The sequence below is a fragment of the Providencia sp. genome (assembly GCF_052096715.1).
In the GTDB taxonomy this organism is placed as follows: domain Bacteria; phylum Pseudomonadota; class Gammaproteobacteria; order Enterobacterales; family Enterobacteriaceae; genus Providencia.
Genome location: NZ_JBQDNB010000029.1, coordinates 1 through 22,153, shown reverse-complemented (window position 1 = coordinate 22,153; position 22,153 = coordinate 1). Strand labels below are relative to the sequence as shown.

Sequence of the window (22,153 nt, the reverse complement as noted above, 5' to 3'; positions counted from 1 at the left end):
ACTATTTAAATTAAAATAATTTCCATCGCACATCTATCTTGGAGTTCAAAACCAATATCTAACTCATGCTGCACAATTTGTTGTAATGCAGATGTTAGATTTTCTTTTTCAATAATTGAGAAACCTAAACGTTGATAGTAAGGTGCATTCCATGGAATTTCACAAAAAGTCGTTAGTGTAATTCGCGCTATCCCTAAATTAACTGCCGTATTAAAAACCTGCTTAATTAGCTGCTTGCCAATACCTTTTCCTTGCCATTGCTGACAAACAGATAATTCGCAAATGTGCAGGCTATTTTCGTGTTTTTCGAAATTAATAAAACCAATAGGCTCATCACTATTATTAACTGCAATCCATTCCATTTGTAATTGAATAAATTTCAGATGATCTTGCTCAGTCTGCACATTACCTTGCGCTATCCAACCAAATTTATCATGTCCCAAAAAAGTTTGAGCCGCCGATTTTTCAACCGCAGGAAGATATTTAGCATCATATTGATTTGCAAGGCGAATGGAATACATAATGACTCGATAAGTTTAACTAATTGAAGTAATTTAATTAAAAGCGGTTTAAATCAATATAAAAAAATCATATAAACATTACTCAAAATAGTTCGAGTTGTGGCTAGGCGGCAAGTGAAGCTAATCCCTAGGAGCATACATAAGTATGTGACTAGGGTTAGCAAGCGCAGCCAACAACGCCACAGCTTGAAATATGAAGAGCCGGCAAGTGCAGCCAACACCACCACAGCTTGAAATATGAAGAGTAATTAACGCACCTCGTTCAACAGCTGCCCCCACATCCCTAACACCAAGATCTGATCAGGTGGTGTCAGCTCGCCAGCTTTAATCGCAGTTTGAATACTTTGCTCAACACGTTGATATAACGCATCTGCGCTTGTTTGGTTTTCTTCTTCTAGTTCTGCCACAGCAAGGGTTAAGTGACCACGCAAGTATCCACCCGCAAATAATTCGTCATCGCTAGCGTGTTCGACCATATCATCAATTTTTGTCAGTATGCGTGTTTCAAAATCCGCAAGCATGCTTAATCCTTACTGTAATGAGTGTGTTTAAACTAATATTTATTAAGCGAAGATATCTTCCGGATAAGGGAATGCTTCTGCGCAAAGTGGAGGCGTATTGTAAAACGATTGTAACGCATTCACAAAGCGTAATGGCCGTTCAGGGATACCATTTTCTAAATATAGCATCACTTGTGTATGAACTTTGCGCATAAATGCAATACGGTCAGGTTCAAAATCACCCTCAAGGTTGTCACAACTGACATTAAATGGAATACCTACTGCGGCACAAAATAACCAATCAAACGCTTGAGGCTTAATTTCCACCACTTCAAAATCACATTGAGTCTTTGCATCACGCCCATCTGGGCAGTACCAATAGCCATAATCGACCTGCTGACGCCTTGCTTCTCCCGCAATGCACCAGTGTGAAATTTCATGCAGCGCACTCGTAAAAAATCCATGTGCAAAAACAATGCGATGATAAGAAATAGTTTCATCCGCAGGTAAATAAATAGGCTCATCATCCCCTTTTACCAACTTGGTGTTATATTCCACACCAAAACATTCGTCGAAAATATTAATTAATTGCTGATAATTATGTTTAGTCATGAATAATTCAAATCATCTTAAAATAATGAGAGAAACCAAGCTTTGATCACGTCGCCATGGCTGTCATGAAGCAATTTAATGCTCATTAGCAATGAAATAATCACAATCATTGGTCGGATAAGTTTTTGTCCTTTAGTCAATACTAAGCGCGCACCTAACCTAGCACCGATCATTTGGCCGATTAGCATAACAAAGCCAAGTACCCAAAGAACATGACCTCCGATAATAAAAAACACTAAGGAGCCAAAATTAGAGGCAAAATTGAGTAATTTTGCATGGGCAGTCGCTTTTGCTAAGTTATAACCGAGCAACAACACATAACCTAATGCTAAAAATGAGCCAGTTCCCGGGCCAAATGCGCCATCGTAAAAACCTAAGCTCATGCCAATTGCCACCCCAAATACAGGCATGCTAACGCGTTGCTGTCGGTCTTGCGCACCAATAGATGGCGTCAATAAGAAATAGAGCCCCACACAGATAACCATAATCGGCAATAACTGCTTGAGAAATGCGGTATCAATCATCTGGATAACAATTGCACCAATCATCGCGCCTATCATTGTCATAATGAAAGGAAAGATTTGTTCACGCAGATTAATCGCTTTTCGCCGAACAAAATAGAGAGTTGACGAAAATGAGCCGCCTACCGCTTGCAATTTATTGGTCGCCAAGGCTTCAACAGGGGTAATACCCACAGATAGCAGTGCCGGTATAGTCAGTAAACCACCGCCACCAGCAATAGAGTCAATAAAACCAGCAAAGAGAGCAACGAAAAAAAGCAGTAAATAAACTTCAGGAGCAACGGCGGTCAACCATTCCATTTTACAATCCAGACAAAGAAAACAATAACGCTAACACGTAATATATCTTAATTTATCAATGGCTATAGATACGCCAAATAAAACCAAATATCACTGCCCAGATGAAATATTTTTAAAAAGGCATCACCTAAACCTTTATTTACGGCTTTTATATATCAGTAAGTAGATAATTTAACTCTACCTACCGATATATCATAAATCAGATAAAATATAATAAGTTATACAAAAGGCTTCATTGTTGGGATTACATCAGCACACTGCCCACGATGACGTAAGTAATGATCCATCAATACAATCGCCATCATAGCTTCTGCAATAGGTACTGCACGTATACCTACACATGGGTCATGACGACCTTTGGTGATCATTTCCACTTCTTCACCATCACGATTAAGTGTTTTACCTGAAACAGTAATGCTTGATGTCGGTTTCATCGCAATATGCGCCACGATAGGCTGGCTGCTACTGATACCACCTAAAATCCCCCCAGCATGATTTGAAGTAAAACCATGTTGAGTAATTTCATCGCGATTTTCACTGCCTTTCAAGCTAATAACACCGAAGCCATCACCAATTTCAACGCCTTTCACCGCATTAATACTCATTAAGGCATGAGCAAGATCGGCATCTAAGCGATCAAATACGGGTTCACCTAGTCCTGCGGGAACATTTTCAGCGATAACAGTGACTTTAGCGCCAATAGAATCACCTTCTTTTTTCAATCCACGCAGCAATTCATCAAGGGCATCAAGCTTAGTCGGATCTGGGCAGAAAAATGGATTTTCTTCGACAATTGACCAATCTTTGATTTCGCATTCAATGGAACCCATTTGAGTCAAACAACCACGAATTTGAATGCCTAACTTTTCTTGTAGATATTTTTTAGCAACTGCACCAGCAGCAACTCGCATCGCCGTTTCACGGGCAGATGAACGTCCACCACCACGGTAATCGCGCTGACCATATTTTTGCTCATAGGTATAATCGGCGTGCCCAGGTCTGAAAACATCTTTAATTGAACCATAATCTTGCGAACGTTGATCGGTATTTTCAATCAATAAACCAATGCTAGTTCCTGTCGTGATGCCATTAAAAACTCCTGACAATATTTTTACTTGGTCAGGTTCTCGGCGCGCTGTGGTGTAACGTGATGTACCAGGGCGACGACGGTCTAAATCGACTTGTAAATCTGCCTCAGTCAGCGATAACCCCGGCGGTACCCCATCGATAATACAACCTAATGCCAATCCATGAGATTCACCAAATGTTGTAACACGAAAAAGTTGCCCTATTGAATTTCCAGCCATCCCGAGTTTCCTATTTTAAGTCTATGCTTATATTATTAATATACGATGTTGTATTTGATTACATTATTCTATGAAACAGTGCAACTATTCTCTCAATAACTCAAGCAACAGCAAGGTATACATAATATGTAGTTCGCACAAATGTGCACGATAAACAAAGCTGAAACTTGAATATAATGAGTTTACTAATTAGTCAATATACAAGTCAAAAAGCCCGTGATGTTCAACAAGTTGCTCACGCGTCAACATGAATACACCTTCTCCACCGTATTCAAAATCAAGCCAAATGAAGGGAACTTCTGGGTACTGTTCAACTAAATGCACCATGCTGTTTCCGACTTCGCAGATCAAAACCCCCTCTTCCGTCAGAAAACGTGGCGCATTAGCTAAAATACGACGAGTCAATTTTAAACCATCACTGCCTGCTGCAAGTGCGAATTCAGGCTCAACACGGAATTCTTCAGGTAGATCGGCCATATCTTCCGCATCAACATAAGGCGGATTAGTGACAATCAAATCATATTTGATATCAGGCATATCTCTGAATAAATCAGAGCGCATTGGTATAACGCGGTGCTCTAAGCCGTGATTAGCAATATTTTGCTCAGCAACGGCTAGTACATCCGCAGAAATATCAACCGCATCCACTTCTGCATCAGGAAATTCATAAGCACAAGCAATCGCAATACACGCACTCCCCGTACATAAGTCTAAAATATTTTGCGGCTCATCCGATAATAAACCCACAAAATGGTTGTTAATTAACTCAGCAATAGGTGAACGAGGAATTAATACACGCTCATCCACATAAAATTCATGACCACAGAACCACGAGCGATTCGTTAAATAGGCCACGGGTATGCGATCATTAATACGACGTAATACACGCTCAATAATACGATGACGTTCTGTTGGCGTTAGACGCGATGTGAGGAGCTCATCGGGTAAGTCGAGCGGTAAGTAAAGAGTAGGTAGCACCAGTTGTAGCGCTTCATCCCATGCGTTATCAGTACCGTGACCATAATAAACATTGGCAGCATTAAAGCGGCTCATTGTCCAACGTAAAATGTCCTGAATAGTGTGAAGTTCTGCTACAGCTTCATCAACGAAAATCTTTTCCAAAAAGGGATTCTCCAGTCGGTCTATTGAAAGGTAATATTTGAATGGTTAAAGTTTGCCACGAAGTGAGAGACAAATCAGCAGATTAATACAATAAAATAAAGATGAACATGCTCAAGAAGGGCTATTTGAATGATATTTTGTCTTAGTAATGCCCTCGGTCTTCACCGAAGGCATTATTTCATGATTAATTATATTGTGTTTTTAACTTTCATTTTGTACAAGCACTTCCGTTTGTTTAACGGTTTTTTTTACCCATAAGGTATAAGCGATACTCAAAAGTACCAGCCATATAATTCCAACATACAATGCTATACGCGTATCTTCAAAATAACCCAGCACACCAAAAATAAATAACATGAATACAATCGCAATAATCGGTGCGACAGGCCACATAGGCACAGGGAATTTTATCTGTTTAACTTCTTCTGGCGTCATTTTTTTGCGCATCGCAAACTGAGAGAGCAAAATCATCAACCAAACCCAAATAGTGGCAAAGGTTGCAATAGATGCAATCACTAAGAAAACACTTTCAGGGATTAAGTAATTTAAAACAACACCAATTAATAAGACTGCAACCATGACTAACACAGTCATCCAAGGCACACCATTCTTAGTTAACTTAGTAAATACTTTAGGTGCCTGTCCTTCATGAGCCATGCCATACATCATGCGTCCTGCACCAAAAATATCACTATTAATCGCAGATATTGCGGCGGTTATTACCACGACATTTAAAATATTAGCCGCAGATTGAATACCTAAACTATCAAAAATTTGAACAAACGGGCTACCTTGCTGACCAATTTGGTTCCAAGGATAAATACACATCAGGACAAATAAGGTCAACACATAGAATAATAAGATACGAATAGGAACAGCATTGATAGCTCTAGGGATAGTCACATCAGGATTTTTTGCTTCGCTGGCCGTGATCCCAATCACTTCTATTCCACCGAACGCAAACATCACCACGGCAAAGGAGGCTATCACCCCACCTATTCCATTTGGCATAAATCCATCGTGAATAAATAGGTTCGAAACACCCACAGCATGGTCTGCTGAGACACCAAAACCAAACATCATAATTGCCGCACCGCCAACTATCATCGCGATGATAGCGACAATTTTAATCAGCGATAACCAAAACTCCATTTCACCAAACGTTTTCACATGGCAAAGGTTAATTGCACCAATAAAGCAGATAATACTTAAAACCCATATCCACTGTGCAACATCAGGGAACCATAGCTTCATATAGAAACCAAATGCGGTCACATCTGCCAGACAAACAATCAGCATTTCAAAAACGTAAGTCCAGCCCGTGAAAAAACCGGCTCTAGGCCCTAAGTAATGGCTTGCATATTGTGAGAAAGAGCCTGCAAGTGGGCTATGAACCGCCATTTCACCTAAAGCACGCATCACCATAAAAACAGCCGCGCCACCAATTATATAGGCAAGCAGTACCGCCGGACCTGCTGTTTGTATTGCTTTTGCTGAACCATAAAATAGCCCCGTACCGATTGCAGCACCTAAAGCCATAAATCGTATATGACGCGCAGAAAGCCCGCGTGCAAGTTGTGATGTGCTTTGCATGATTTATCCTTCATATTATTTTATTAGTCTTGCAGATATACACAAAATAATTCAGGCTACATGTAGGCGACAGATGAAGCTATCTGGATAAGCATGCTCTAGAATGCAATTCAGGCAGCTAAAAGAAGTCCACAAGCATGCAACTTGAAGTATAACGGGTATAAATACTTCGGGCAGCCGATACGTCGCCGGCTGCCTTTTCTTTGCTTGATATGCTATTTAGGGAAGATTGTCCCTGTAGAAAACAATGTTGATAATTTATGTTGATTAATCAATTCAATCGCAGCTTCAATGTCGGGTGCAAAGTAGCGATCTTTATCGTAATACGCGACCTGATTACGCAGTGTTGATCGCGCTTTTTCTAGGACTTCACTCGATTTTAGCCCTTCACGAAAATCCATTCCTTGGCAAGCAGATAGCCATTCGATGGCTAAAATACCGGTTACATTTTTGGCCATTTCCCACAAGCGACGGCCTGCGGCAGGCGCCATAGAAACATGGTCTTCCTGATTCGCTGACGTCGGTAAGCTATCAACACTTGAAGGATGCGCTAGGGCTTTATTTTCACTCGCAAGCGCTGCTGCTGTCACTTGTGCAATCATAAAGCCTGAGTTTACGCCGCCGTTATTCACTAAAAATGGTGGTAACTGAGACATATGCGTATCCATCAATAACGCAATACGTCTTTCCGATAGCGCGCCAATTTCAGCAAATGCAAGGGCAAGATTATCCGATGCCATCGCCACAGGCTCCGCATGGAAGTTTCCACCTGAAATAATGTCGCCATTGTCAGTAAATACCAATGGATTATCTGACACTGCATTTGACTCAATAAGAATAACTTCTGCAGCTTGGCGAATTTGAGTTAAACAAGCACCCATGACCTGTGGCTGACAACGCAAAGAGTAAGGGTCTTGCACCTTAATACAATTTTCATGGGAATGAGATAGTTCGCTATTTGACGTCAAGACTTCACGGAACAATGCCGCGACATCAATTTGCCCTTTTTGACCGCGAACCTCTTGAACTCGTGCATCGAAAGGTTTACGAGAACCCAAAGTTGCTTCAACACTCAATGCACCACAAACAATGCCAGAAAGGAGTAGATTTTCAGCCTCAAATAATCCTTTAAGTGCAAATGCCGTTGACACCTGAGTACCATTTAGCAGCGCGAGTCCTTCTTTCGCCTCTAGTTTTAATGGTGACAATCCAGCTTTTTCTAATGCTTTTTTCGCTGAGATCCATTTTCCTTGGAAACGAGCTTTACCTTCACCTAATAAAATCAAACTCATATGAGCAAGCGGAGCTAAATCACCTGATGCCCCTACAGAACCCTTGGCTGGTATGAATGGATAAACTTCCGCATTTACCATCGCAATTAAAGCATTAATCACCTCAAGGCGAATACCTGAAAAACCACGAGCAAGACTGTTTACTTTAAGTACCATTATCAATCGAACTATTTCATCTTCTAATGGCTCGCCCACACCTGCGGCATGGGACATCACGATTGACCGTTGTAATGATTGCAAATCTTTGGTGGCAATACGGGTATTCGCCAGTAACCCAAATCCAGTATTGATGCCATAGGCCGTTTTATCTTCAGCAATAATCTGATTTACGGTAGCAACACTTTTTTCAATCGCAGTATGAGAACGTTTATCTAGCGAGATAGTGACTGAATGCTCAAAAACATTGCGCAAATCGTCGAGTGTCATTTTTCCTGGGTGAATAGTTAATTTAGTCATCGGTGGCACCCCTTAACGTGTTTTTAGCATAGGTAAATTAAGATTTTTTTCTTGTGCGCATTTAATGGCAATGTCATATCCTGCATCCGCATGGCGCATCACCCCAGTCGCCGGGTCATTATGCAAAACGCGAGCAATACGTGCAGCAGCTTCATCAGTACCATCACAAACAATAACGACGCCCGAATGTTGAGAGAAGCCCATACCAACACCGCCACCATGATGCAGAGAAACCCATGTCGCCCCACTTGCGGTATTTAACAATGCATTGAGTAGTGGCCAATCTGAAACCGCATCAGAGCCATCTTTCATTGATTCTGTTTCACGGTTTGGACTTGCAACAGAGCCTGAATCTAAATGATCGCGCCCAATAACGATTGGTGCAGAAACTTCACCACTTCTGACCATTTCATTAAACGCTAAACCGAGTTTTGCTCTATCGCCTAAACCAACCCAACAAATGCGCGCTGGCAGCCCTTGAAAACTAATACGCTCACGCGCCATATCCAACCAGCGATGTAAGTGCTTATCATCAGAAAGTAATTCTTTCACTTTTGCATCAGTTTTGTAGATATCTTCAGGATCGCCTGAAAGCGCAACCCAACGAAAAGGTCCAACACCACGACAAAATAGTGGACGAATGTAGGCAGGTACGAATCCAGGGAAATCAAACGCATTTTCTACGCCCATTTCAAGTGCCATTTGACGAATATTATTACCATAGTCAAACGTTGGAATACCCTGTTGCTTAAAGGCCAACATAGCTTTTACATGCTCAGCCATCGATTTTTTGGCGGCAAGTGCAGTTCCTTTCGGATCTTTCACGCTTTGCTCACGATACTCATCCCAACTCATGCCTATAGGTAGATAGCCATTAAGCGGGTCATGAGCGCTGGTTTGGTCTGTGACCATGTCAGGTTTAACGCCACGTCTTACTAATTCAGGTAAAACCTCTGCCGCATTGGCACACAAAGCAATAGAAACCGCTTTACCTTCTGAGGTGTATTTTTGGATACGGGCTAAGGCATCATCAAGGCTAGTCGCTTGCTCATCCACATATTTCGTTCTTAAACGAAAATCGATGCTGTTTTGCTGGCATTCAATATTGAGCGAACAAGCGCCGGCTAAAGTTGCGGCTAGTGGTTGAGCACCACCCATCCCACCAAGGCCAGCGGTTAGCACCCAGCGTCCGGTTAAATCACCATTAAAATGTTGGCGACCTGCCTCAACAAAAGTTTCGTAAGTTCCTTGGACAATCCCTTGGCTACCAATGTAAATCCAGCTACCTGCTGTCATTTGGCCATACATTGCCAACCCTTTAGCATCGAGCTCATTAAAATGTTCCCAAGTAGCCCAATGTGGCACGAGATTTGAGTTAGCAATGAGTACGCGAGGTGCATTTTCATGGGTTTTAAAAACACCAACAGGCTTTCCTGATTGAACCAACAAAGTTTCATCACTTTCCAATTTTTTAAGCGATTCAACAATTTGGTCATAGCATTGCCAGTTACGTGCAGCACGGCCAATTCCGCCATAAACCACTAATTCATGTGGATTTTCTGCAACATCAGGATCAAGGTTATTCATCAACATGCGTAAAGGCGCTTCTGTCAGCCAGCTTTTTGCATTAAGTGTATTTCCTCGTGGAGATCTAATTTCGACATTTCTATATTTATTATTGAGTTCTGTCACTTTTATATCCTTTTGCTATTACGTCGCTGGTACTGACAGCGTCATTTATTCTGATTCGGTCTCCATATAGATATAGTTGTATATACATGTACTATCAATTAGTTTTTTAACAACTAAATTAGGTGAAATAATAATAAATATAATTATTTCCAATAAATATCATGCAGATAAAATATTTTTATACACTTGCAGGGCAATTTATTTCTTCTGAATTTGCCTGCCAAGTCACATTTCATTCACAGTCAATTCACATTCAATGCAATTTAACTTAAGGAGAAAACAATTAGTTTTAGTGATTCAATCAAAATATGACGGGAAGTTTTAGCGGATAAAAGTGGAAAATAATGGGCATAATTCATTAACCACTTTGCTGTATAAAAAGATATTTAAAGGGGTATTTAGGAAGAAAAACGACCTTTTAATTTATAACGATGACCGGGAAACAATAATTTTGTACTCGTAACCGTGAAAGCTTGTGACCATGTTCGACGTGTAATCAGCAAACATGAAGACCCTGCATCAATATGTAATAACCTAGCAGAGCGCTCATCCGCTTCCACCGCTTCGACAATATGTTCACCCTGGGTTAAAGGTGCTACTTGGGAAAGATAATCGTGAGGGGTGATGGATAAAAAATTTTGTTCTAAATAGTCAGGTGCGGCTAATGCATTAACATACCGATCTTCTATTTGTACTGGAACATCATTTTCAAGATGCACAATAACAGAATGAAAAACAATGTTGCCTGACAATATATTCAATTCTTGCGCCAATGCAGCAGAGGCCGTAACTTGCTCTAACTTAATAATCTTACAGCTATACCGATGCTTTCTCGCAACAATTTCAGATTCAATACTGTGAATTTCAAATAATGCAGACTGCCCTTTTGGTTCAGCAACAAAAGTTCCCACGCCTTGTAATCGGATAAGCAGACCTTGTGCTGTTAATTCACGTAAAGCACGATTTGCGGTCATTCGACTACATTGAAATTGAATAACTAATTCAGATTCAGAGGGAACTCGGTCATTTACCTGCCATTCACCCGTCACTATTTTCTCAGTAATCAAATGCTTTACCTGCAAATATAATGGGATTGGTGTGGCTGATTTCTCTTTTTTATCGGCTGTCACAGTTATTTCCAGTTTAGTCAACAAGATGGCCAAACCTGCCTCTAAGATATTCAAACCTTAAACACAGGCTACTTCACTACTTTCGGTTCCTAATCATCCTGACAGTCGTTAATAAAAAAATGCTACTCAATGGTATTAAATAAAACTAAGCCCCATTGAGTATTTATTTATAGAAAAGTGTTACTGCATATATTGAACATGATCCTAACCCGCAGCAATAAGAACTTTATTAATTATCACGATAATTCGTGCCATTAGTCTCTTTTTTAATGTTATTTATTATGATGCGTAATCGTCCCTTGATGCACTCGCATATACAGAGGGTTACTGCCTTGTTCATAAATCATTTCAACAGGTTCGTGAGCATTCCACACCACAAAGTCTGCTTGAAAACCTGCTTTTAGCTGTCCATGACTATGTTCACGTCCAAGCGCTTTTGCAGCATGACAAGTTACCCCAGACCAAATTTCTTCTGGTGTTAATCTAAATAGCACCGCCGCCATATTCATTATCATTCGTAAAGATGCAAACGGACTGGTTCCTGGGTTAAAATCAGTAGAAACCGCCATGGGTATTTGATGTTCGCGCAATAGCTCAATGGGTGGCAATTTAGTTTCGCGTAAAAAATAGAATGCCCCCGGTAATAAAACGGCAACTGTACCGCTCTCTTTTAATGCTTTAATACCATCCAAATCAAGATACTCGATATGATCGACAGATAGTCCTTTAAAGCTCGCCACTAATTCGCTACCGCCCAGATTCGATAATTGTTCCATATGACCTTTAACTGGGATCCCTAATTTTTGCGCCGCTAAAAATAATTTCTTACTTTGATCAAGTGAAAAACCAACGCTCTCGCAAAATACATCGACAGATTCAAAAAGCCCTTTTTCCCATAATTGAGGCATTATGGTATGGCAAATAAAATCAATATATTCATCTGGCTTGCCTTTGTACTCAGGTGGAACGGTATGGGCAGATAATAACGTCGAGCTCACTGTAATAGGATAAACCGCAGATAATCTTTTCGCGACTAACAGTTGTTTTTCTTCACTGTCAAAATCAAGGCCATAACCTGATTTCATTTCGATAGTCGTCACACCTTCTCGGATTAACGCCTCTAGCCTTGGCTGTGATGCACGAAATAATGCATCTTCATCTAATTGCCTTGTTGATCGCACTGTAGAATTAATACCGCCACCTTGCGCACTAATTGTTTCATACGAAACGCCATTCATTCGCTGCTCCCACTCAGCAGCTCTATCACCACCAAACACTAAATGCGTATGGCAATCAATCAATCCCGGTGTGACCAACCGTCCCTCAATATCAATAACCTGACATCCATTTGTGTCAACGGTATCACTAGGCAGTATTGCCATAATTTTATTATCACGAACAATCAAGTCATGACCTTCGACTAACCCATAAGCAGTTGTTAAATCAGTATTCATTGTAGCAATGCGGCCATTGCGCCATACAACATCTTGAAATTGAGCTATAAATGACATTGAATTTCCTATTACTATTAAGGCGATATTTGTCAGCTTCACAAATAAAAGTATATATATGTATATACAATTAGACTAAGAAACCATCTCTTGTCAATATATAACAAGTCAAATAGTTATAAATTTGTTACACAACATGGATATTATTCAATTGTGACCGTTTAAACGGAAAATAGGTTACACTACAGAAAGTCATATCAATCTAAAAATAACTAATTAAAACACGATGAAAAACAAATTTGGACTGAAAGATGAAGATATTCATCTATTCAAAGAAGCAATTACTGGTGCAAAAAAGATCCGCCAAGATCAGATTTTACATGCACCTATTCGCGCTAAAGTCACGAAGCCATCCAGCAAAAAAGTGATGCAAGAACAAGTTGATGCTTCTTTTTATTTTTCAGATGAGTTTCAGCCACAACTTGAAGATGAAGGTCCAACTCGTTATTTAAAGCCTGATTCAAACCCCTATGAACTCAAAAAATTACGCAGAGGCGATTACACCCCTGAGCTTTTTCTTGATTTGCATGGGCTAACGCAGATGGAAGCAAAAAAAGAAATCGGCGCACTCATTGCAGCCTGTAAAAGAGAAAATGTATATTGTGCCTGCATTATGCATGGACATGGGAAGCATATATTGAAGCAGCAGACGCCACTATGGCTTGCGCAGCATCCAGATATCATTGCTTTTCATCAAGCACCCAAAGAATGGGGGGGTAATGCAGCACTTTTATTGTTAATTGAAACCATCGAGAGCGCTCGTCGTTAAGCACTCTTTATCGATAAGTTTGCATCATAACTTAAGTATATGAGTTATTTTGCAAACATCACTTGTGAAGGACTTAGCATCCATTCAACATTACTTTTCAACTGTTCCATGTTGAGATTAATGCAAGCGATAGTTGATGTCGTAAACATCGGAGGTTCTTTATGTGGACACAACTCCGAAACCAAATATCCCACCAAGGGTAAATGAGAAACCACCAAAACTGCATTAGCGCCCAACGTTGCTAAATCACGAATATGATCGGCGACAAATTCTGCATGCCCTCCAGGTGTTAACTCCTCCATCACCTGCATTTGCGTTGGTAATTCAAGGTTATCCCTGATGACTTGTAAGGTTTGTTCTGCTCGTAAATAAGGACTAACTAACACTTTATCGATATCAATCTGTGGCTCATGATGATTTAACCACTGTGCCATTAATGCAGACTCATCTCTTCCCTTTTGGGTTAATGGTCTTGCAGAATCACTGGGAGCCTGTATCGCCGCATCACCATGACGCATAATATAAACTTGCATAATCCACCATCTGGGTAGCCAATCCTAAATGAATGGCTATTCTTTTTGTTAAGATAATTGTTGTAAAAGTCACCATCAGTTGGGGTGAAACCTGATTCTGCAATAAACCACAGATAAATAAAATGACTTGCATTGTTTTTTGCTGAAATTTTTTATTAATATCTTTCGTCAGTATTTTACACTTACGGCTAAACTAGACTTTTACTCGAAAAAACATCACAAAAAAAACCTGATAACCCAAGTGAATGTAACAAATGAATGCACTAGGGTATCAGGTTTTCCACTGAAACTAAAATAGCAAGCTTATTGGCTATAACCCGACTTATTCACGCTGAGTGGGATAAAAGGTTTGGTTATCTTTAGCCATTTGACACAATAAATCACAAGGTGAAAATTTTTCACCGTGGCTTTTAGCTAAGGCTTGCATTGTCTCCACTGTTTTAGCAATACCTAAACTATCCATATACCTAAAAGGACCACCAAAAAATGGCGGAAAACCAATACCAAAGACCGCACCGATGTCGCCATCTCTTGCACTGCGAATAATTTTTTCATCTAAACAACGTGCCGCTTCATTTAACATCAACATGACACAGCGCTGTGCAATATCTGTTTTACTCAATTTATTATCAGGTTGAACACCAATTAATGCGTAAATTCGTTTATCCACCTGCCGTTTTGGTGCCTTTTTCCAAAATAACAGTTTTGAACTTGTATGGCCGTACTCATAAAAACCTCGGCCATTCTTTTTTCCTTTCCTGTCGTCATTAATCACTTTGTCTAAAGCTTCTGGTGCCTTAAATCTATCGCCAAAACGCGCAACAAGAATAGGTAATATTTTGGTGCCTACATCAATCCCGACTTCATCGAGTAAATTAAAGGGACCAACAGGAAAACCGAAACTGACCAATGCACTATCGATATGTTCAATCGACTCACCCTGTACAAGGCATTGAGTTGCCTCACATAAATAAGGCGCTAATATTCGGTTCACATAAAATCCAGCATCATCACCAACCACAATCGCCGTTTTACCTTGACGCTTAGCAAAAGCAACTACAGTGGCAATTGTCGTGTCATCTGTATGTTTATGAGGAATAACTTCCACCAACGGCATTTTATCTACAGGACTAAAATAATGCAGACCAATAATTTTTTCAGGGTATTTAGCTTGTGCAGCAATTTGATGAATAGGTAATGACGATGTATTTGAGGCAAAAATAGTCTTCCCATCGGATATTTGTTCTATTTCAGCGACCATTTTTTGCTTCAATGCTAAATCTTCAAAAACTGCCTCAACAACAATATCTGCTTTTTCAAAACCTTGGTAATTCACAGTTCCCGATATTTTCGACATTATTGCCGCTCTTTCACGAGCAAGTAATCGCCTTTTTGATACTCGTTGAGTGAGCAGATCCCAGCTATAACGTAATGCCTGAGCCACGCCTTTATCCGAAATATCTTTAATACGAACAGGCAATTTTCCTTGGGAAGCACTGATATACGCAATTCCACCGCCCATCAAGCCACCGCCAAGAACACCAACTTGCTGAATATTTATCGGTTTTGCTTTAGAACCTGTTTCATTTTTAAGAGAAGTCACGGCAAAAAATAAACTGCGTAATGCGGCAGATTCAGGAGTCATTACTAACTCGCCAAACGCTTTAGCTTCTTGGGCATAGCCCGCTTTCGCCCCGTTATTCATACCAGTTTTAACAACTTGAATAATTTTATCCGGTGCCGGATAGTGGCCTTTCGTTTTACTAAGTGCTTTTTGTTTTGCACTATTAAACACCTGATTACGCAATAGCTTGCTACTCAATAAGCGCTGTTGCCAATGAATAACAGGTCTCTTTACACCACCTTTTTTAGCCAACTGCACAGCCACATCTAATAAAATGGATTCAGGTACAACATCATCAACTAAACCTATTTTTAGTGCCTGTTTTGCTCTTAATTGCCGACCCGTTAGCATTAAATCAAGTGCATGAGGAATACCGATTAAGCGAGGTAGACGCTGCGTACCACCTGACCCCGGTAATAAACCTAATTGTACTTCAGGCAAACCTAATCGAGTTTTTTCGTCGTTTGAACAAATTCTTGCATGGCAAGCCAGCGCCAGTTCTAATCCACCACCAAGGCAAGCACCATGAATTGCGGCAATAATAGGGAGTGGATAATTATCTATTTTATCAAACAGTAAATGCCCTTCTTTTGAAAGTTCACTTGCTTGCTCTTTATTTTCACAGTTAGCAATCATGCTGATATCAGCACCGGCGATAAAATTATCTTTTTTACCCGATGTAATAACCAAGCCTTTAAGACCCGAGGTTGATTGTGCCTGCTGTAAAATAGCCAAAAATTGCTCTGCAAACTCCGCTTTCAGCGTGTTCACTTTTTCATTTGGCACGTCAATGAAAATCACTCCGACATTTTCGTTGTAAATTTCTAATCTAAACGCGGGTTGACTAGCTTTTGTATCCATTTCACTAGCAGTTTCAACCTCTATAGCAGAATGTTGTTTCATTATTCCACCTCCAAGATCATCGCTGCACCTAAACCACCCGCAGCGCAAGCCGTTGTTAACCCAAAACCACCACCACGCCGGCGCAGCTCATTTAATGTTTGCGTTACCATGCGGGCTCCCGTAGCAGCAAATGGATGCCCATAAGCGATTGAACCACCTAATACATTAAATTTATCCATATCGATGTCACCAATCGCTTGTGTTAACCCAAGTTTCTCTTGAGCAAACTTGTGGCTTGAAAACATTTGAACGTTTGCCAATGTTTGAGCTGCAAATGCTTCATGCATATCAATCAAAGTTAAATCTTGCAGTGTCAGCCCTGCGCGTTTTAATGCAATTGGCGTCGCGTAGGAAGGGCCTAGCAGCATATCTTCCCACACATCAATGGCAGAAAAGGCATAGCTTCGGATGTAACCTAGCGGTGTATAGCCAAGTGCTTTTGCTCTCGATTCTGTCATCATCAATACCGCAGCAGCACCATCAGTAAGCGGTGTACTATTTGCTGCGGTCACACTTCCATGTTTACGGTCAAAAGCCGGTTTTAATTTCGCATAGGAAGATAAAACTGAATTGCCTCTTATTGTATTATCTTGAGAAAAAGCTTGCTTAAATGGTGGCATATAAGCCGTCATGACTTCTGACTCCAACACCCCGCTATCCCAAGCTTTGGCCGCAAGTATGTGTGAGCGATGCGCTAATTCATCTTGCTCTTCTCGACTAATATGATAACTTTTTGCCATCTGCTCGGCAGTATCGCCCATTCGCAATCCAGTAGAATATTCAGCCACACCTGGCGCAACAGGCAATAAATCTTTTAAGCCTAATTTTGAAATTAAAGATAACTTTTGCCCAAGACTTCTCGCTTTACTTAACGATAATAATGTCGCGGCTAATTTCTTTGAAACACCAATAGGCAGTACCGAGGATGAATCTGCTCCGCCAGCAATACCGATTGAAATATCACCAACCATCATACTTTGAGCCACATTAACAATGGCTTGGAAACTGGTTGCACAGGCTCTAGAGACACTATAAGCATCGGTTGATACGCTCATACCCGTGCCCAACACAATTTCTCTGGCGATATTTGGCGCTTCTGGCATCTGCACAACTTGCCCAAACACTAATTGTTCAATCAAAGATTTATCTAAATCACTACGACATAACAGCTCAGCGACAACTGCCTTACCTAAATCAACGGCAGCAATCCCTTGATAAGCAGTCGCTTGTTTTGCGAAAGGCAAACGTAATCCGCTAACAATAGCGATTCGTTCCTTTGCTGTATAAGTGCTTTCGCCATGTTGGGAAAGTTGATTCATGGGCGCTCCCGCTAAAAGAAAAAATGAAAATTAAAATTGTTTTCTTCAATACTGACCCGCAGAGGTCTGACCTGTACTGATTGTTAACATAATCTTCACAATTATCAAATAGCGTTAATGAAAAATGGGAGCTCGCACGCAACTTAAAGTGAAATAAAAATAGAGGTAAGAAATTATTAAGAAAGGGGATATAAAAAACCCTTTTATCTGGGGATCTGAATTGATAAAAGGGTTATTAGCGGCAATTCAATCGTTTGATTAACGAAGTCCTAACTGAAAAATCAGACTTTCTGCTTCACAAGCAAAATTAAAATCAGCAGTGAGTTCAACACCACCTTCAACAGCCTTGAAGGAATGGGTAATTACACAAGGTTCTGACTCAACAGATTTCGCTTTATCTGTGAGTGTTTTCAACATGGAATCTGCCTCACCTTGTGTTGCGAAAACATGCTGATACGATGCTGTGCAGTCTTTATTATCTAAGACTGTACCTACATCAACACAACAGCAAGCAGCTGTTTCTTCCGCACTACAACGGTTAATCGCATCAGTCATCGTACTCTCCAAATAAACAAACTGTTAAGTGGCTATCATAACGCTGAAAAAGTAGTAAAAACCAGTGTGCATCAATATTTATTGCAAACAATCCAACATAAGTTTGATCTGACCCCGTACATGGTCTTTTATTGTACTTTAATCTTGGTTTTATGTTGTAATTTTGTTAAATACATCGCATTTTTGAAAACAAGGTCACAATAAACACAAAACATACTTGCAACATATTAGGTGGTCAGACCTATACTCTAGTAACTGGTCTGATTTGTCATAACGACATCCGACCCTACAATTCTGCGCTTCTTGCGATAAGAAGTCGCTTTATTTAAATAAAACATACAAGAGGGTTTTGGTCATGAGCCAGAAAAACCTGTTTAATCGATCAGCTTTAGCAATAGCAGTGGCAATTATCTCCTCCAACGCAAGTGCAGCTGGTTTTTTGCTTAATGAATATTCCACTTCTGCATTAGGACGTGCATTTTCGGGAGCAGGCGCAGTTGGCGATAACGCAAGTGAAGGGAGCCGTAACCCTGCGGCAATGATGTTATTCGACCGCCCAGCACTTTCAGTCGGCGCAGTTTATATTGACCCAACGGTTGATATTAAAGGCCGCGACAATGACATGTTTACAGCCAATAACATCGCACCGAATGCCCTTGTTCCAAATGCGCATTTTATCTTCCCAATCAATGATAAATGGGCTGTGGGTACATCGATGACCACTAACTTTGGTCTCGCTACTGATTTTAGTAAAGATTATGCAGGCGGCCTTGCTGGTGGTAAAACTGACCTAAAAACAGTTAACTTGAACTTAAGTGGTGCTTATCGTCTTAATGATAATTTTAGTTTTGGACTAGGCGCTAATGCAGTCTATGCTGATGCTGAAATTACTCGTCACCTCGGTGCTGCCTCTCCTTCAAGACCAAGTACAACAGCGGCTAAACTTAAAGGTGATGATTGGGGTTATGGCTGGAATGCTGGCATTTTGTATGAAATTAACCAAGATAACCGTTTAAGTTTCACTTACCGCTCAAAGGTAAAAGTCAAATTTGAAGAGGGTAAATTCTCAAGTGATCTACCACCATTATCTGGTAGTACCGTTAAAGGAAAATTAGACCTTAACTTACCTGATGTCTGGGAATTTTCTGGCTATCATAAAGTCGCGCCACAGTGGGCTGTACATTATACTGCGGCCTATACTGGATGGAGTACGTTTAAAGAGTTAACGGCTTATCAAAAAAGCAATGGAAAGGAATTATTCCACAAACCTGAGCACTTTAAAGATGCTTGGCGCTTAGCGCTAGGTACTACCTATTTCTATGATGATAATTGGACCTTCCGTACGGGTATTGCCTACGACGAAAGCCCAGTTCCAGCTAAATATCGTTCAATCTCAATTCCTGATCAAGACCGTTACTGGTTAAGTGCGGGTTCAACTTACGCCTTTAATGAAAATGCGTCTGTCGATGTCGGCATTGCTTATATGTATGGTAAAAAAGTTAATATTAATGAAAGACTTAAAGAAGATAGCCCAGCTACAATGACACACTTTAAATCTGAAGGTTCTGCGTGGCTATATGGCGTGAACTTTAACTATACATTCTAAGATATTAGCCACTACAGTAGGCTTTATTCATTGCTATATCAGGGGAAATTATCCCCTGATATCATTCACTGCACATTACATGATGTTTGAATACAACAGAGTAATACAGTCTCACTCTATTATATTATTAATCTATAGAATCTAAATCCCCTTGAATCGCCGCTGCATTCGGATTTTCAACCGCTTCTAATACTCCGCCATTAGCGAGGAAATCATTACGTTGGAAATAAGCCTCACGCAACATTAAATATGGGTCAGATGAATTTCTGAGTAAACCATCGGAGTCTAACAGTCTAGAACGCGTTTCTATTCCTTCAAGTGCCCATTTACCGGCTGACATCCAAAAAGTTAAATAGCTCAGCATCGGATAGAGTCCATCAACAAGGTCGCCCCCTTGTTCACGCACTGTAGCACTTCCATAGCCGGGTAAGACAACGTAAGGACCATAACCAACGTCATAGTAACCAAGTGTATTACCAAAGCGCTTAGGCTCTTCTTTCGCTAGTTGTGGGTTTGCCATTGAAGCGACATCAATCAACCCACCCATACCAAATACGGTATTGAGGAAAAAGCGATTAAAATGTTTAAACCCTTGGGTCACTTCACCACGAGCAAAACTGTTAAGCATACTCGCAGGCTCTTCAAGGTTAACAAAGAAGTTAGTTAATCCATTTCGAGCTGGCATTGGGACATAGTCTTTCCAAGCAACAGCTACAGGCCTCAAGACATAAGGGTCTAAGACGTTGTAGTTAAAGTTGAACATGGCTCGGTTAAAACCTTCCAGCGGGTCTGAACGTTCTTGCGTTACAGGATCAATAGAACTAGCACAGCCAGCTATTAGCACCCCAGCAAGAAAAACGCTAGTCATTCGAAACTTCATCATCCTCTCCATTCCCTGTACCACCAGCCTCGGTACTTTCCACAGTTTTAACTTATGTGTTTTATAATAAAGCCAAATAGAATTATTTGTTAATCGTTTTGAGTGATCCAACAATCCATATCTACTAATTATAACCTATTTAATTATATATTTATTATAAGAATAATGACTAATAAGTACAAAAATAGCACAACATATTAATATGTATCATAATATTAATTATGATTATTTATCAATAAGTTACTAAACAGAGGTATCCATGGCGATGAAAAAAGCGATATTATTCTCATTATCTGACATTACTAATCATCCAGCAAATATCTAAAGAAAATCAATAAATTAACCAATTGATTTCATCAAAAACCAGTCTATTAATTCACTTTATTACCGAATAGAACAATGTGTCTTTTTATGCGCTATTTTCATAATAGATAACGTATCACGGTTTAAAAAAACTTAACTATCAACAAACAATAAGAATAATCACTCACTAATTATTCATATAGTGTCATTGATATAATGATTTAGTCACTCACGATTCAAAAAATTAATAATTAACTGTTTTTTATATGTTTTTCAGCTAACCATTACATGACATAATCAACCGTTCAGTCCCATTTTTGAATAAAAAACAACCTAAAAAATACTTTTTTTAGTATAAACAGAAGAATTTTAGCGTAACAACTTGATTCAATTAGATGTGACCAGTAAAATGCCCCACTCTGCTTGCCATTTCGCATTTATGTCCCCTTAGTTAAATGGATATAGTTAATAAAACAATCAACAGATTGAATTTATTGAGTTTTAATTAACTCAAGCACTAGGCAAAGTACACTATTATGTACACAACCTAAAAAGCAACCCCAAAATCTCTCTCATTTTTGTGTCACAATTTTGGCACAGCTTGCCACAACCCATCTCAATCGTAATTACTACTTTTACGACCAATCCTGATATACCCCCTCATCACGTTCAAATAAAATATGACCTCAACTCAGAGGTCACATGAACACAACTCAATTGCTTTTACTTGCACTAAATTGCATCAATGAAAATAAAGAACCAACTCATTTAGAGCAATCGTACATATACGTTTTTTACTGTACTCAAATTGTAGATATGAAGCTGACTATTAATGATTTCATTACTCAATTACAGATAAACGATTTAGTACGTGATACTAAAAAGGAAACTGCAATACTGAATTTTTTGAGTGATAATCTAGTCAAAGCTGAGAAGAAATTTAATGATAGGATTATCGCATTAACTTAATTCAGAGATTGCCGCCTGTTACAGCGGCTTTTGCCATTTAAAGCAATATCTCACCCTCACCAAGACCATATTGTTTGCGCTCTGCCGCTTCCTGCTCTGCCCTTTCAACTTCCTCAGCAATACGCTCAGCCTCTT

General features: G+C 39.9%; 18 protein-coding genes. 2 read left to right on the top strand and 16 right to left on the bottom strand.

The annotated features are described in order from the left end of the window. Positions 1-5 precede the first annotated feature (5 nt). From ACTH6U_RS17775 to hutI, 11 genes are all read right to left on the bottom strand, one after another. On the bottom strand, positions 6-521 hold the full coding sequence (locus tag ACTH6U_RS17775; RefSeq protein ID WP_441832807.1) for a GNAT family N-acetyltransferase: 516 nt from the start codon (positions 519-521) through the stop codon (positions 6-8). A 248-nt stretch (positions 522-769) separates the two neighbouring features. Beyond that, complete coding sequence (locus ACTH6U_RS17770) at positions 770-1,042, bottom strand: YfcL family protein (RefSeq protein ID WP_294107949.1); 273 nt, start codon at positions 1,040-1,042, stop codon at positions 770-772. Positions 1,043-1,084: 42 nt separating this feature from the next. Continuing rightward, the gene (locus tag ACTH6U_RS17765; RefSeq protein WP_441832806.1) at positions 1,085-1,633 is read right to left on the bottom strand and encodes an elongation factor P hydroxylase; all 549 of its coding nucleotides are present in this window, start codon (positions 1,631-1,633) and stop codon (positions 1,085-1,087) included. A 17-nt stretch (positions 1,634-1,650) separates the two neighbouring features. Then, complete coding sequence (locus ACTH6U_RS17760; protein ID WP_441832805.1) at positions 1,651-2,454, bottom strand: TSUP family transporter; 804 nt, start codon at positions 2,452-2,454, stop codon at positions 1,651-1,653. Positions 2,455-2,672: 218 nt separating this feature from the next. Beyond that, the gene (gene aroC / locus ACTH6U_RS17755) at positions 2,673-3,761 is read right to left on the bottom strand and encodes a chorismate synthase (RefSeq protein WP_441832804.1); all 1,089 of its coding nucleotides are present in this window, start codon (positions 3,759-3,761) and stop codon (positions 2,673-2,675) included. 189 nt (positions 3,762-3,950) lie between these two features. Continuing rightward, on the bottom strand, positions 3,951-4,883 hold the full coding sequence (gene prmB / locus ACTH6U_RS17750; RefSeq protein ID WP_441832803.1) for a 50S ribosomal protein L3 N(5)-glutamine methyltransferase: 933 nt from the start codon (positions 4,881-4,883) through the stop codon (positions 3,951-3,953). Positions 4,884-5,084: 201 nt separating this feature from the next. Continuing rightward, a complete protein-coding gene (locus ACTH6U_RS17745; protein ID WP_294107937.1) occupies positions 5,085-6,476 on the bottom strand; it encodes an amino acid permease in 1,392 nt (463 codons plus the stop codon). 215 nt (positions 6,477-6,691) lie between these two features. Beyond that, entirely contained in the window at positions 6,692-8,224 is a 1,533-nt protein-coding gene (gene hutH, locus ACTH6U_RS17740; RefSeq protein WP_294350270.1) for a histidine ammonia-lyase, read from the bottom strand. Positions 8,225-8,236: 12 nt separating this feature from the next. Further along, positions 8,237-9,916, bottom strand: a complete 1,680-nt coding sequence (hutU, locus tag ACTH6U_RS17735) for a urocanate hydratase (protein WP_294107933.1) — start codon at positions 9,914-9,916, stop codon at positions 8,237-8,239. Positions 9,917-10,314: 398 nt separating this feature from the next. Then, positions 10,315-11,046: a histidine utilization repressor gene (hutC, locus tag ACTH6U_RS17730; RefSeq protein ID WP_441832802.1), complete on the bottom strand. Its 732-nt coding sequence runs from the start codon at positions 11,044-11,046 to the stop codon at positions 10,315-10,317. A gap of 272 nt (positions 11,047-11,318) precedes the next feature. Further along, positions 11,319-12,557, bottom strand: coding sequence for an imidazolonepropionase (gene hutI, locus ACTH6U_RS17725; protein WP_441832801.1), 1,239 nt, complete (start codon positions 12,555-12,557; stop codon positions 11,319-11,321). 226 nt (positions 12,558-12,783) lie between these two features. Between hutI and smrB the strand changes: the two genes are divergently transcribed. Next, positions 12,784-13,326: an endonuclease SmrB gene (gene smrB, locus ACTH6U_RS17720; protein ID WP_434719189.1), complete on the top strand. Its 543-nt coding sequence runs from the start codon at positions 12,784-12,786 to the stop codon at positions 13,324-13,326. A 44-nt stretch (positions 13,327-13,370) separates the two neighbouring features. Here the strand turns inward: smrB and sixA are convergent, their stop codons facing one another. The 4 genes from sixA to ACTH6U_RS17700 all read right to left on the bottom strand — a co-directional run bounded on the left by sixA (position 13,371) and on the right by ACTH6U_RS17700 (position 18,260). Next, positions 13,371-13,859 carry a phosphohistidine phosphatase SixA gene (gene sixA, locus ACTH6U_RS17715; RefSeq protein WP_441830007.1) on the bottom strand — a complete coding sequence of 163 codons (489 nt, stop codon included), beginning with the start codon at positions 13,857-13,859 and terminating at the stop codon, positions 13,371-13,373. A gap of 322 nt (positions 13,860-14,181) precedes the next feature. Beyond that, the gene (gene fadJ, locus ACTH6U_RS17710) at positions 14,182-16,344 is read right to left on the bottom strand and encodes a fatty acid oxidation complex subunit alpha FadJ (RefSeq protein ID WP_441832819.1); all 2,163 of its coding nucleotides are present in this window, start codon (positions 16,342-16,344) and stop codon (positions 14,182-14,184) included. 41 nt (positions 16,345-16,385) lie between these two features. Then, positions 16,386-17,705 carry an acetyl-CoA C-acyltransferase FadI gene (fadI, locus tag ACTH6U_RS17705; RefSeq protein ID WP_434719190.1) on the bottom strand — a complete coding sequence of 440 codons (1,320 nt, stop codon included), beginning with the start codon at positions 17,703-17,705 and terminating at the stop codon, positions 16,386-16,388. A 258-nt stretch (positions 17,706-17,963) separates the two neighbouring features. Beyond that, positions 17,964-18,260 (bottom strand): YfcZ/YiiS family protein, encoded by a 297-nt coding sequence (locus tag ACTH6U_RS17700; protein ID WP_441832800.1) that lies wholly within the window; start codon positions 18,258-18,260, stop codon positions 17,964-17,966. Positions 18,261-18,615: 355 nt separating this feature from the next. On the opposite strand from ACTH6U_RS17700, the gene fadL reads away from it, so the two are divergent. Further along, positions 18,616-19,866: a long-chain fatty acid transporter FadL gene (fadL, locus tag ACTH6U_RS17695; protein WP_441832799.1), complete on the top strand. Its 1,251-nt coding sequence runs from the start codon at positions 18,616-18,618 to the stop codon at positions 19,864-19,866. 127 nt (positions 19,867-19,993) lie between these two features. On the opposite strand, the gene mlaA is transcribed toward fadL, so the two are convergent. Further along, a complete protein-coding gene (gene mlaA / locus ACTH6U_RS17690) occupies positions 19,994-20,746 on the bottom strand; it encodes a phospholipid-binding lipoprotein MlaA (RefSeq protein ID WP_294108084.1) in 753 nt (250 codons plus the stop codon). Positions 20,747-22,153: the final 1,407 nt, after the last annotated feature.